This is a genomic window from Flavobacterium adiutor, assembly GCF_048282555.1.
Classification (GTDB): domain Bacteria; phylum Bacteroidota; class Bacteroidia; order Flavobacteriales; family Flavobacteriaceae; genus Flavobacterium.
The window spans coordinates 4,806,459-4,820,226 of record NZ_CP182487.1 but is presented as its reverse complement, the minus strand read 5'-3'; the positions used below and the strand labels follow the sequence as shown (position 1 = coordinate 4,820,226).

Below are 13,768 nucleotides of genomic sequence, written 5' to 3'. Positions count from 1 at the left end.
CAATTTTTTATAAGTTTTTGTTCATAACTTCCCTTTATTATCCTCTAAAAAAAGACTAATTTTGAAGTTCAGATTTTTTCTTTTTTAAAATTTGCAACTACCTCAATAACAACTATGTACTTAATATTCGATACCGAAACAACCGGATTACCAAAACGTTGGGATGCACCCATTACCGATTCTGATAACTGGCCCCGCTGTATTCAGATTGCGTGGCAGCTACACGACGAAATGGGACAGCTGATCGAACATCAGGATTATCTGGTAAGACCGGACGGATTTAATATTCCGTATGATGCTGAACGTATTCACGGAATTTCTACCGAATTGGCAGAAGCTGACGGAATCACGCTGGCCGAAGTTTTAGAGAAATTCAATATTGCTTTAACCAAAACCAAATTTATCGTTGGACAGAATTTAGGTTTTGATGTTAATATTATGGGAGCCGAATTTCATAGAATGGGAGTTGAGTCTCCAATGAGTTCGATGCCGGTTCTGGATACCTGTACTGAGGTTACCGCTTCGTTGTTAAAGCTTCCCGGAGGTCGTGGAGGAAAATTTAAGCTTCCTACGTTAACAGAATTACACGAATATTTATTCAACGTTCCTTTCGCGGAAGCCCATAACGCAACTGCCGACGTTGAGGCAACTACCCGTTGTTTCTTAGAATTGGTAAGAAGAGAAGTTTTTACCAAAGAAGAATTAGACGTTCCGAAAGAATATTTCAAAGATTTTCAGCAAAGAAATCCGCAGCCATTTCAGCTTATTGGTTTAAAGCACATCAATTTAAAAGCAGCTTCTGATAAAATCCGGGAACAGCTTAAAACTCTGGTTGGAGAAGGAAGGGAAACAGTTGTTTCAGAAGAAGATCAAGCCGATTTTAAGGCGGCAAAATTTGCGCATTTGCATAATCATACGCAGTTTTCGGTTTTGCAGTCAACTATCGGAATTGGGAATATTGTTTCGGCTACAGCCAAAAGCAGAATGCCGGCTGTTGCCATGACAGATACCGGAAATATGATGGGAGCTTTCCATTTTGTGAGCGCTGTGATGAACCACAACAAAGGGGCTTCTGCAAAAAACAAAGCTTTGGCTGAAGCCGGAGAGGAACCAACCGAAACTGAAATTAAACCAATCGTAGGTTGTGAGTTCAATATTTGCGAAAACCATTTAGACAAAAGCAAAAAAGACAACGGGTATCAGGTTGTTTTATTAGCCAAAAATAAAGCCGGATATCACAACCTGGCCAAAATGGCTTCGATTGCCTATACAGATGGATTTTATTATGTCCCGAGGATTGACCGCACAATAGTAGAACAATACAAAGGCGATATCATGGTCTTGTCCGGGAATTTATACGGGGAAATTCCAAGTAAAATTCTGAACATTGGTGAAAACCAGGCCGAAGAAGCTTTGATTTGGTGGAAAGAACAGTTTGGTGAAGATTTCTATCTGGAAGTTATGCGACACCATCAGGAAGACGAAAACCGTGTCAATAAAACCCTGATTGCGTTTTCTCAGAAACACAATGTAAAACTAATTGCGACCAATAATACCTATTATTTAAATAAAGAGGATGCTAACGCACACGACATTTTATTGTGTGTAAAAGACGGTGAAAAACAAGCAACACCAATTGGTCGTGGTCGTGGTTACCGTTATGGACTTCCAAATCAGGAATATTATTTTAAGTCGCAGGAGGAGATGAAAAACCTTTTTGCCGATTTGCCGGAAGCGATTATCAACATTCAGGAAATTGTCGATAAAGTAGAAATCTATTCTCTTTACCGGGATGTATTGCTTCCGAAATTCGAAATTCCGGAAGAATTTGTTGATCCCGAAGATGAAAAAGACAATGGGGTTCGGGGTGAGAATGCGTATTTGCGTCATCTTACCATGGAAGGTGCCAAAAGAAGATACGGCGAAATCACCGAATCGATTCAGGAACGTCTGGATTTTGAGTTGATGACAATTTCAAATTCAGGATATCCGGGGTACTTTCTGATTGTGCAGGATTTCATTGCCGAAGCCAGAAAAATGGACGTTTCGGTAGGGCCTGGGCGTGGTTCTGCAGCTGGATCTGCAGTTGCCTATTGTCTCGGAATTACCAATATTGACCCGATTAAATATGACTTACTTTTTGAGCGTTTCTTAAATCCTGACCGTGTATCGATGCCCGATATTGATATCGACTTTGATGATGAGGGTCGAGGACGTGTAATGGAATACGTGATCAATAAATACGGTCAAAAACAGGTGGCACAGATTATCACGTATGGTAAAATGGCAACCAAATCAGCGATTCGTGACACGGCGCGTGTACTGGATCTGCCTTTATTTGAAGCCGACAGAATTGCGAAACTGATTCCGGCGATGATGCCAGGGAAGTGGAATTTGGCACGTTTTATTTCTGAGAGTGAAGATGAAGTTAAAAAAGCGCTGAAATCATCAGAAGAATTTGACCGGGTTAAGGAATTAATTGGCATTGCCAATGAAGACGATTTGGCAGGAGAAACCATTCAGCAGGCAAAAATTCTGGAGGGTTCGATGCGTAACACCGGAATTCACGCCTGTGGGGTAATCATTACACCATCGGATATTACCAATTATGTTCCGGTAACCACAGCAAAAGATTCCGATTTATATGTAACGCAGTTTGATAACTCAGTTGCAGAAAGTGCCGGATTGCTGAAAATGGACTTCCTGGGTTTGAAGACCCTTACCCTGATAAAAGATACTGTAAAGCTGGTAAAGTACAGAACAGGAATCGAACTGGATCCAGATACTTTTCCGATTGATGATCCTGAAACGTATGCGCTTTTCCAAAGGGGTGAAACTGTTGGAATCTTCCAGTACGAGTCACCCGGGATGCAGAAATACATGAAAGATCTGAAACCTACGGTATTTGGAGATTTAATTGCGATGAACGCCTTATATCGACCAGGACCTTTAGAGTATATTCCGTCTTTCGTTAGAAGAAAAAATGGTGATGAGGAAATCAAATACGATTTAGATGCCTGCGCCGAATATTTATCAGAAACTTACGGAATTACCGTTTACCAGGAGCAGGTAATGCTTTTGTCTCAGTCTTTGGCAGGATTTACAAAGGGTGAGGCCGATGTTTTGCGTAAAGCGATGGGTAAGAAACAAAAGGACGTACTGGATAAAATGAAGCCAAAGTTTGTTGAACAGGCTTCTGCAAAAGGTCACGATGCCAAAATTCTGGAGAAAATCTGGAAAGACTGGGAGGCTTTTGCGAGTTATGCCTTCAACAAATCGCACTCGACTTGTTATGCGTGGATTGCGTATCAAACTGCGTATTTAAAAGCACATTATCCTGCAGAATATATGGCAGCGGTACTTTCCAACAACATGAACGATATCAAACAGGTTTCGTTTTTTATGGAAGAATGTAAACGTATGGGACTACGGGTTTTAGGGCCTTGTGTAAATGAATCGTACTATAAATTTACCGTTAATGATGATTATGCGGTACGTTTCGGAATGGGAGCTATTAAAGGAGTAGGTCAGGGTGCTGTAGAAACAATTGTAGAAAGCAGGAAAGACGGAAGATATAAATCGATTTTTGATCTGGCGAAGCGAATTGATTTGCGTGCCGCCAATAAAAAAGCCATAGAGAATTTAGCATTAGCGGGAGGATTTGATTGTTTTGAAGGAACAACAAGAGCTCAATATTTTCATGATGATGGCGACGGGATTACATTCTACGAAAAAGCAATGCGATACGGATCGAAGTTTCAGGAAAACGAAAATTCATCTCAGGTAAGTTTGTTCGGAGAAACCAGCGAAGTACAAATTGCAGAACCTGTTGTGCCTCCTTGCGAAGACTGGAGCACGATGGAAAAACTGGCTAAAGAAAAAGAAGTTGTCGGAATCTATATTTCCGGACATCCGCTTGATGATTTTAAATTTGAAATGAAATACTTCTGCAATGCGAGACTGGAAGCATTGAAAAGTATGGAACAATATGTAGGTAAAAACTTGACTTTTGCCGGAATTATTAATAATGTACAGCACCGAGTTTCTAAAAACGGAAAAGGGTGGGCGATGTTCACTCTGGAAGGCTATGATGAAAGTTATGAGTTCCGGATATTTAATGAAGAGTACCTTAAATTTCGCCATTTTCTGATTCAGAATAATTTTGCCCATATTAAGGTATTGATTAAAGACGGCTGGGTCAATCATGATACCGGTAAAAAATCGGAGCCGAGATTGCAGTTTGTTGAAATAAGACAGTTACAGGATGTGTTAGAAGCATTTGCTAAAAAGTTGATTTTACTACTGAATATCAAAGATTTGCAAACCGAATTTATCCATAAACTAAGTCATTTATTCAGTCAAAATAAGGGAGATAATTCCGTTTCTTTTGAAATCATGGAACTTGAAAAAATTAAGCGCCTGGTTGAGGTTGAAACAGCAAATGAGTTTGAAGAAGCAGACGACACCGTTTTTACAGATGAAAATGATGATGGAGATGTAGCTCTTGAAGATACCAAAATAAAAGAAGTAACAGAAGTTGAAGAAATAAAAGTAGTAACCAAACTGACAATGCCAAGCAGAAGGCTTAAAGTTAAAATTTCGACAGAATTGCTGCAGGAATTAGAAAAAATGCAGGTTAATTTTAAACTCAACTAAAAATTTAACAGTTAAAATTTAATTGATAAAGTGCTTTTTTGGTTAAAATTATGCATGCATAATAGATTCTTTGTGTATTAATTTGTAAATTAACAATTATGATAAAACAGTGTGTGAACGCTGTAAAAAAACGAATGTAATTTATTTTATGTTTGTGTCAAATTAATAAAGAAAATTATGAAAAAGCATTTATTTTTAATCGGATTAATGATTTGCTCGATGACCACAATAGCGCAAACGGAAACACCAGAAAAACAAGAAAGCTGGTATTTTAAATTGGGAGGTTCTTACTTCATTCAGACAGCCGCGACGGAGTTTCCAATTGTAAATGGTCAATTGCCTAATACGGATGTTTATGCTTCAGATGGAACAACATTAGTTTCAAGAGAAACGAATCATGGCTCATTTGGAGAAGGTTTTCGTTCAGGATTAACTGCGGGTTATCGTTTTTCAAGTCGTTTAGGAGTTGAAATGGGAATTAATTATTACTCCAGTGCTGATAAATTGATGGTTGAAACTACAAATCGTTTAGTGGCTACTTCACCAACAAATATTTTCGTAACAGGAGATGCTGTCGGGAAAATAAGAGCTTGGGATTTATCTCCTTCATTAGTATTATTTTTAGGAGAAACGAGAGGTTTTGAGCCTTATACAAAAGTAGGAGTTATAGTTCCAATTCACGGAGATTTAACTATTGAAACGAATCGTGAGTATTATACTGTAGCACCAACCAGAACAACAGTAGCAAAAACATATGCTGAGGATGTTGTAAAACCTAATCCAACTCTTGGTTTTATGGCTGCGATTGGAAGTTCATATAAATTGGGTAAAAAACTGGCATTATTTGCTGAAATCGAATACCGTAACTTTACAGTTCATGGAAAAACAAAAGAAACTACTGTTTTTACTGAAAATGGAGTAGATAAATTACATACGGCATCTACTTTTAGACCAGACGCTTCGTACTCTGCAATTCATACAAATTATGTAGATAAATTAACTACAAGTTCTAATAGTAAAGTAACTAATTCAGCTGGTTTTGACAATACTAAAGCGACTGATGATATTAGTTCTTACGTTGGAATTTCTGGTGTAGGTTTGACTTTTGGACTTAGATACAGTCTGTAATTTTACACTTCTAATAATTTACAAAAAAAGAGGATATTTTTTCGAATATCCTCTTTTTTGCATTTTTTTGTCATTTCGACGAAAGGAGAAATCACACTAGTAATTCGACAAAGATTGACAATTCACTTTGCGAAATTTCGCGTGTGATTTCTCCTTTCGTCGAAATGACAGAGTTTTATTTTGAATTTCTAAATTCCTTTAAAACCTCATCAATAACCCAGGAAGTTCTGGCTCCCGAAATTCCTTTTGATGGTGAAGTACCGTTTCCTAAAAGGTCGGAGATAACAGTTTCAATAAAAGGCTGCTGGATATGAAGCGGATTTTCGATTGTAATGGTTTCTTTGTCTCCATTTGCATATTCAACAAGGATTGGATCTTCTCCAAAAGTTGAAAAGGCTATTTTGCCTTTGTCGCCTACAATTTCGGTAACATCATAACGTTCAAAACTGGCGAAATTCCAAATTCCCGTTCCGTGAATGCCGTTTTCGAATAGAAAAGACATTGAAACCGAATCTTCGGCAGGATAGGCTTGTAATTGAGAAGTCGCATGTCCACGTACAGACTTTATCGGACCTAAAACAAAATCCAGAAAATCCAAAGTATGGCAAGCCAGATCAACAAAGATTCCACCTCCTGAAATGTGTGGTAAAACTGTCCACGGGAGATTGATTTCATCGTCATAACGTTCTTCAAAAGGATGGTACAAAACACAGTTTACATGCCGTATGTTTCCTAATTTTCCTTCGTCTATTATTTGTTTGATTTTTAAAAAACGAGGTAAAGCCCTTCTGTAATAGGCCACAAACAATGGAATATTGTGTTCCTTGCAGGCATTAATCATTTCGTTGCATTCTTCAAATGTCAGCGCCATAGGTTTTTCAACATAAACCGGTTTTCCGGCTTTGGCACACATAATCGTATATTCTTTATGTGAAGATGGTGGAGTCGCAATATAAACGGCATCAACTTCAGGATCGTTAATTAAATCTTCTGCATTTGAATACCATTTTGGGACGTCATGGCGTTTGGCATAATCTTCGGCAAGTACTGCATCTCTTCGCATGACGGCAACCAAAGCTGAGTTGGGGGCTTTCTGAAATGCCGGACCGCTTTTGACTTCAGTTACATTTCCACAGCCTATGATTCCCCATTTTATAATTTTCATTGTTTGTTTTTTAAGTTTTTCAAATTTAAGGGAAAAAAGTTAGCTACAGCCGAGCGATAGCGAATAGGTGTAGCAATTCACGAATTATTTTTTCACGCAGATTTAAAAAGATTTGAGCAGATTTTTTATTAATTAAATCGACTTATATCTTCCTAAATCTGCGGAATCTGCGTGAAATAAAAAATAAAGCCACAAATTCACAAAATAATCTGTGTATTGCTTCGTCTATTCGCTATCGCTCGGGTCGTGGCTAATAAAATCAACCTATTTACTTTTTAGGCAAAGTTGTAAAACCCATATTATAAAGCGTGAATGCCTGAATATCTACGTTTTCCTGAATTGTAGCTGCAACAGATTTTCCTGCGCCATGACCTGCTTTTACATCAATACGAATCAAAACCGGATTATCTCCAGTTTGTTTGTCCTGAAGTTCAGCAGCGAATTTAAAACTGTGCGCCGGAACCACACGATCATCATGATCTCCGGTAGTGACCATTGTAGCAGGATAATGCGTTCCTTTTTTAACGTTGTGAACCGGAGAATATCCTTTTAAGTATTCGAACATTTCTTTGTCATCCTGAGCAGTTCCGTAGTCGTAAGCCCAGCCTGCTCCTGCAGTAAAAGTATGGTAACGCAGCATATCCATAACGCCAACTGCAGGCAATGCTACTTTGAACAAATCAGGGCGCTGTGTCATAGTTGCACCGACTAGTAAGCCTCCGTTTGAGCCTCCACGAATTGCTAAGTAATCTGAGGTGGTATATTTTTGAGCAATCAGATATTCCGCAGCAGCGATAAAATCGTCAAATACATTTTGCTTTTGCAATTTGGTTCCGGCATCGTGCCATTTTTTTCCGTATTCACCGCCTCCTCTTAAATTGGCAACAGCGTAAATACCTCCATTTTCTAACCAGACTGCATTTGAAATACTGAAAGCCGGAGTCAAGCTAATATTGAAACCGCCATAACCGTAAAGAATCGTTGGGTTTTTACCGTCTAATTTTGTTCCTTTTTTATACGTAATAATCATCGGAACTTTTGTGCCATCTTTTGAAGTATAGAAAACTTGTTTCGATTCGTAGTCTTCACTTTTGAAATCTACTTTTGGCTTTTGATAAATTTCAGATTTTCCAGATTTTGGTTCAAAAGAATAAATACTTCCCGGAGTGGTATAATTGGTAAAGCTGTAGTATAAAATCTTTTCCTCTTTTTTACCGCCAAATCCGCCTGCAGATCCCACAGCAGGAAGTTTGATTTCACGAATTAATTTTCCGTTATAATCATATTGCTGTACAAACGAAACAGCATCTTTTGTATAATTGGCAAAAAAGTATCCGCCACCCGTTGAAGGAGATAAAATATCATTGGTTTCTTTAATGAAATCTTTCCAGTTTTCTGGTTTTGGATTGCTGAAATCAACCGTTATAACACGTTTATTAGGGGCATCAAGGTCTGTTTCGATGAACAATTTACTTCCTTCGTTTTCTATAATAGAATTGTCACTGTTAAAATTATCAACAATGGTAATAACCGGTCTGTTTGGTTTGGTAAGGTCTTTAATGTACAATTCATTTCCGTAAGTCGAATTGGCTGCTGTAATTACCAGATAATTATTGTCTTCAGTGACGTAGCCTCCAACATATCTTCTCTTATGATCGGCTCCAAAAATCACTTTATCTTCTTTTTGGGAAGTTCCCAACTTGTGGAAATACAATTTGTGATGATCCGTTTTGGCAGATAATTCGCTTCCTTTTGGTTTATCATAACTTGAGTAATAAAAACCCTCATTTTTATACCACGCAATACCGCTGAATTTTACATCAACCAAAGTGTCTTCCAATACTTTTTTCGAAAGCGCATCAATTATAATTACTTTTCTCCAGTCGCTTCCTCCTTCAGAAATGGAATAAGCCGCTTTTGATCCGTCTTTTGAAAAATCTAATCCACCAAGTGAAGTGGTTCCGTCTTTCGAAAAGGTATTCGGATCTAAGAACACTTCTTCTTTCCCACTTTGGTCTTTTCTATAAACAACAGACTGATTCTGAAGGCCATTGTTTTTAAAATAATAGGTAAATTTTCCTTCTTTAAAAGGAGCACCTATTTTTTCATAGTTCCAAAGTTTTTCCATTCGTTTTTTAAGCTCTTCACGAAATGGAATTTTATCTAAATATCCATAAGTTACTTCGTTTTCTGCTTTTACCCATGCGGCAGTTTCGTCTGATTTATCATCTTCAAGCCAACGGTAAGGATCAGCTACTTTGGTGTCAAAATAAACATCAACAGTTTCTCCTTTTTTAGTTTCCGGGTATTGTATCTTATTTTGCGCAAATGAAATTCCTGCAGTTGTAATAGCCATTATTAAAAAAGTTTTTTTCATAGTTTTTGATTAACAGTTGTAGCAAAAATAGCACTTTTTGTTATGAAAGTAATTTAAACCATATAAGTTATATAAGTAAATGTAAGCAGGCTTAAATTAAATGAACTTATATAACTTATATGGTTTAAAAAATGTTACAGATTGAAATTCACACCCAAAACAATATTTCGCCCAATATTTGGGATTCCGTCTGTTTTCAATCTAGAAAGGTGCGCAATATATTTTTTATCGAATAAATTATTTCCGTTAAGATTTACATCAAAAGCAGTTTTACCTAATTTTACTGTCCCTCCAAAACCTAAATTGACCAAAGTATATCCTTTTGAAGCAGTTTCAAAGCCACTCACATTATCCTGATCAAAAGTCGAAGAAACATTTAATGAAGCAAAACCTTCGCTTAACCAGTTTTTAATATTAAATTCGGTTCTTAACGTGTTATTCCAATTGTTTGCCGGAATTAAAGGCAGGTAATCATCATTGTCTTTTTTACCGGTTACGGTTTCAAAACTGGTTTCAAAATGAAGCCAGTCTAATGGATGCGGATGAAAATGCAGTCCGGCTTCGCCACCAAATAATTTAGCATTATCCTGAACATAAGCAAAAACATCATTGTCATCACGAATTTCTCCAGTTGGCGAAGTGTAGATGTAATGGTTTACGTGGTTGTAAAATCCGTTTACGAAAAACTCAAAATGAGAATTTTTATATTCTAAGTTTAAATCTGTCTGAACATTTTGTTCTGTTTTCAAATTTGCATTTCCAATTTCGTAACGATTTGTTCCTTCATGAACACCGTTTGACGTTAATTCTGCTAAGTTTGGCGCTCTGAATCCGGTAGCTACGTTTAAACGAAGTGTCAGTGGTTCTGCTAATTTTGTTTTATATCCTAATGAAGCATTAAAGCTGTCAAATGAGCGGTCTAAAGCTTCAAAAGAACCTTCTTCACCTTGTATTCCGTGTGCTTCAGAAGTCACGTTTCGGTTGTCAAAACGTAATCCGGCTTGCAGCACACTGTTATTCCATTCATAATTCGCCGTTCCAAATATTCCAAAATCGTTTGTTGTCGCATCAGGAATCAGGTATTCTTCGCCAGAATTTTTGTTTGTCTGATGCATTCCCTGAACCCCTAAAATAGTTTCGATTTTTCCGAATTTTGGGAAATGGTATTTTGCATTATAATTGAAAGTATTCAGTTTCATTCTAAGAGCAGCGTCATTGCTGTCTTCAAATTCGCTTCTGTCATTAGAGATGTAGCCCAAATCAACATCCAGTTTAGAATTTTCAAAAAAGATGACATTGTTTAAACTCAATAAATGATTGAAAATTCCCTGTCTTGGAAACTGGGTGTCTTTGCTTGAAGATTGCTCAGCGATTCCATCCTCGGGAATTCCGATATCCAGTTTATTGTAATTGTAACGTAAAACACTTGAAAAAGTCGAGTTGCTGTACCCTATTCCGGTTTTAAAGTCAGTTTCATTATAGCGTGAATTGGTCACACGGTCGCCATCGGCAATTTTATAATCAGAATGTGTGTTGAAGCTTCCACGGGCAAGAAATTTCCAGCTGTCTGTAGAAGTTTTTAATCCGATAGATGAATTACTTCCCTGTGTATTGGTAAAGTATTTTTGGCTGAAATTAGCTTTGAAATCACCTGCATCAGCAAATTTCTCAGGATTGAAATATAGAACGCCTCCCAAAGCATCAGAGCCGTACAATAAAGAAGCTGGTCCTTTGATTACCTCGACACTTTCGATTCCGGCATCATTTAACCCTAATCCATGTTCGTCTCCAAACTGCTGGTTTTCGATGCGGACACCCTGAGAATAAACCAAAACACGATTTCCGCTCAATCCGCGAATTACAGGCTTTCCAATAGAAGTTCCTGTAGAAATCTGAGAAACTCCAGGAATTGTCGCCAGTCCTTCGATTAAGGTTGAAGTCCCTTTTTGCTGTAATGTTTTAATGCTTTCGTGATCAATTTTCATCACGTTTTGCGATTGGAGTTTGTTAAAAGGAGTAGAAACCACGACTTCATCCATTTCTAAAATGGATTCTAAAAGTATAATGTCTAATGTGTTTTCTTTTGCCAGTTTAACAATGGTTTTATTTTGATTGGCATAGCCTACATAAGAAAAAGTAAGTCGTAAATTTCCGTTTGGAAGATTCTTTAATTCATATTTTCCGTTTTCGTCTGTTGTGGTTCCTTTATGTAATTCGGGAGTGTAAACCGAAACGCCAGGTAATGGCTGATTTTGATTATCGGTAACAGTTCCTGAAACCGAGTTTTGAGCTGAAAGAATGCCCGTGAACCCTAAAATAAGGGCAATTATTATTTTTTTCATTGAAAATGATTGCTATAGTTAAATGATTTTTTTCTTTTAAACCGAATCAAAAAGATCTGTTAAGTCTGCTGAATTTCCATATTAATGAAAACCAGAAAACTTAACTGAGTTAGAATTCAGTAAAAACGGTGTTTTTTCGGATAATCGAAAACTTAAGAGACTATAGCTAAAGGTGGCCCGCGAAGAGTGTAAAGGCTTCCGGAAAAGGAAATGATACTTTCTGAAAATCCAAAGAAATAAGGAATTTCGTGCTGATGGCTGAAAAACTGAAATGCAATTTTTTCAGGGTTTATGTAGCTTCCAAAAGCAAAATGACAGATATAACATGAATCATCGTTATGATGCTGATGCGTAATTTCGCCATTTGCATCCTTATAATTATGATGACATTTTTTTTCAGAAAACTGTTGCGAGATATGTTCATAACTATGTATAGACTGAAACAGTATTGAGAACAATACCATCAATCCTAAAGAAAAACCGGTTATGAGCTGTCTTCTTTTCATTATGATACAAAGGTATAAAAGCAAATATAAAAATGTTTGACTTTAACGGTTTTTATTGAAAATAGTGCAACAGAATATTTTAATGTAAGGCAAAAACGGAATAATTAGCATTGCAGCCCTTCATAAACAATCATTATAGTATATTTGTGTGTCAAATAAATAATCCCAAAAACGTTTATTTGAAATCTCTTAACACAAGCACACTATGCGATTATTTTTTAGTTGTTTATTTCTGATATCGTTTTTTACTGTTTTTTCTCAGGTAGAAAAACCTGAAATCAAACCTGTTAAAATTGATTCTTTGTACAGAGAAGACCAGTTCTATATTTCGGTTACGTATAATCTTTTGTCAGACACGCCTGAAGGCCTCAAGCGTGATAAATTCTCTGCGGGAATTTCTGCGGGAATTTTGCGCGATATGCCGATTAATAAAAGTAGAACAGTCGCTATTGCCGCAGGTTTGGGGTTGTCGTATCAGAATTATTTTCAAAACCTGAATATTTCTAAAAATGCTGATGGGCTTGTATATGCCGTAAACGATTATAATGAATTTGTTTCAAACAAGTTCAGGCAATATTTAGTCGATGTGCCAATTGAATTCAGATGGAGAAATTCTACTTATGAAAGTCATAAGTTTTGGAGGATTTATACCGGTTTAAAATTCAGTTATGTTTTATCCAGCAGATCTGTTTTGGATGATGGTGAAAACACGTATAGAATTAACAATAATCCGGATCTCAACAGGTTTCAGTATGGAGCTTACATTTCAGCAGGCTACAATACCTGGAATGTTTATTTTTACTATGGGCTGAATCCTTTATTCAAAGATGTTAAAACAGTTTCAGGAGAAGAAGTCAAGATGAAAACCATAAACCTTGGTCTTATTTTTTATATTTTATAGCCACAAATACAAAAATAAAATCTGAGGAATAATTCCAACGAAAAAACCTATTATCAGTTCTCTATACGTGTGCGCATTCATTTCCAAGCGTGACGATGCCACAATTCCGTTGAATAAAATTAAAAGAGCGGGCCAGTACGGATTATGCAGCTGTAGATGCATGTTCAGTCCAATTACAAAAACAGCAAAACCACTTATAGCCATCATGTGTAAACTGACTTTTACTTTGAAAATCGCGTAAATTAGGGCAAAAATAGTACTGAATAATCCGCCCAGAAAGAAAAAATGTAGTTCGGGATAACGGCTTATTACAATACTCCTTTTTACGAGTAATATCAATAAAAAACAGAGCAGAGTCAACGGAATAATGCGTTGAGAAGTATCAGGAATCATTACTGATTTTATATTTCCGGTTGATTTTAGCAATAAAAAAAACAATACCGGAACGATAAAAGTAATAATCAGGATTTGAAATAAAACGAAATATTTTTCTTCAACACTAAAGACATTTCCTTTATAAAAAAGATAAAATAATGCAGCGTACATCGGGATGAAAACCGGATGTAATATATAAGAGAATATGGGAAGGAATTTTTTCAAAACGCTGTAATTTGAGGTCTTCGACAAATATAAATTAAATATAAATAGCTTTATGTTAACCCTTTATTTTTTAAGAAAACTAGAACTCTTTTC

8 protein-coding genes are annotated in these 13,768 nt (G+C 36.7%); 3 read left to right on the top strand and 5 right to left on the bottom strand.

Going from position 1 to position 13,768, the window contains the following annotated elements; genetic code table 11:
• Positions 1-114: 114 nt before the first annotated feature.
• Positions 115-4,656: a DNA polymerase III subunit alpha gene (dnaE, locus tag ACNC7R_RS20400; protein ID WP_417942852.1), complete on the top strand. Its 4,542-nt coding sequence runs from the start codon at positions 115-117 to the stop codon at positions 4,654-4,656.
• 177 nt (positions 4,657-4,833) lie between these two features.
• Entirely contained in the window at positions 4,834-5,784 is a 951-nt protein-coding gene (locus tag ACNC7R_RS20395) for an outer membrane beta-barrel protein (protein WP_417942851.1), read from the top strand.
• A gap of 175 nt (positions 5,785-5,959) precedes the next feature.
• Here the strand turns inward: ACNC7R_RS20395 and ACNC7R_RS20390 are convergent, their stop codons facing one another.
• The 4 genes from ACNC7R_RS20390 to ACNC7R_RS20375 form a co-directional block, all read right to left on the bottom strand.
• Positions 5,960-6,949 carry a Gfo/Idh/MocA family protein gene (locus ACNC7R_RS20390; protein WP_417942850.1) on the bottom strand — a complete coding sequence of 330 codons (990 nt, stop codon included), beginning with the start codon at positions 6,947-6,949 and terminating at the stop codon, positions 5,960-5,962.
• Between the two features lie 268 nt (positions 6,950-7,217).
• Entirely contained in the window at positions 7,218-9,326 is a 2,109-nt protein-coding gene (locus ACNC7R_RS20385; protein ID WP_417942849.1) for a prolyl oligopeptidase family serine peptidase, read from the bottom strand.
• Positions 9,327-9,460: 134 nt separating this feature from the next.
• Complete coding sequence (locus ACNC7R_RS20380; protein ID WP_417942848.1) at positions 9,461-11,668, bottom strand: TonB-dependent receptor; 2,208 nt, start codon at positions 11,666-11,668, stop codon at positions 9,461-9,463.
• Positions 11,669-11,820: 152 nt separating this feature from the next.
• Positions 11,821-12,174, bottom strand: a complete 354-nt coding sequence (locus ACNC7R_RS20375; RefSeq protein WP_417942847.1) for a hypothetical protein — start codon at positions 12,172-12,174, stop codon at positions 11,821-11,823.
• Between the two features lie 205 nt (positions 12,175-12,379).
• On the opposite strand from ACNC7R_RS20375, the gene ACNC7R_RS20370 reads away from it, so the two are divergent.
• Positions 12,380-13,075 carry a porin family protein gene (locus ACNC7R_RS20370; RefSeq protein WP_417942846.1) on the top strand — a complete coding sequence of 232 codons (696 nt, stop codon included), beginning with the start codon at positions 12,380-12,382 and terminating at the stop codon, positions 13,073-13,075.
• Here the strand turns inward: ACNC7R_RS20370 and ACNC7R_RS20365 are convergent.
• Positions 13,070-13,675: a hypothetical protein gene (locus ACNC7R_RS20365; RefSeq protein ID WP_417942845.1), complete on the bottom strand. Its 606-nt coding sequence runs from the start codon at positions 13,673-13,675 to the stop codon at positions 13,070-13,072. The two genes, ACNC7R_RS20370 and ACNC7R_RS20365, sit on opposite strands and share 6 nt — an antisense overlap.
• Positions 13,676-13,768 lie beyond the last annotated feature (93 nt).

Excerpts from the sequence above, each read along its gene's own strand:
- ACNC7R_RS20370 (WP_417942846.1), top strand. The coding sequence starts at position 12,380 with ATGCGATTATTTTTTAGTTGTTTATTTCTGATATCGTTTTTTACTGTT.
- ACNC7R_RS20375 (WP_417942847.1), bottom strand. The coding sequence starts at position 12,174 with ATGAAAAGAAGACAGCTCATAACCGGTTTTTCTTTAGGATTGATGGTA.
- ACNC7R_RS20390 (WP_417942850.1), bottom strand. The coding sequence starts at position 6,949 with ATGAAAATTATAAAATGGGGAATCATAGGCTGTGGAAATGTAACTGAA.
- dnaE (WP_417942852.1), top strand. The coding sequence starts at position 115 with ATGTACTTAATATTCGATACCGAAACAACCGGATTACCAAAACGTTGG.
- ACNC7R_RS20380 (WP_417942848.1), bottom strand. The coding sequence starts at position 11,668 with ATGAAAAAAATAATAATTGCCCTTATTTTAGGGTTCACGGGCATTCTT.
- ACNC7R_RS20385 (WP_417942849.1), bottom strand. The coding sequence starts at position 9,326 with ATGAAAAAAACTTTTTTAATAATGGCTATTACAACTGCAGGAATTTCA.
- ACNC7R_RS20395 (WP_417942851.1), top strand. The coding sequence starts at position 4,834 with ATGAAAAAGCATTTATTTTTAATCGGATTAATGATTTGCTCGATGACC.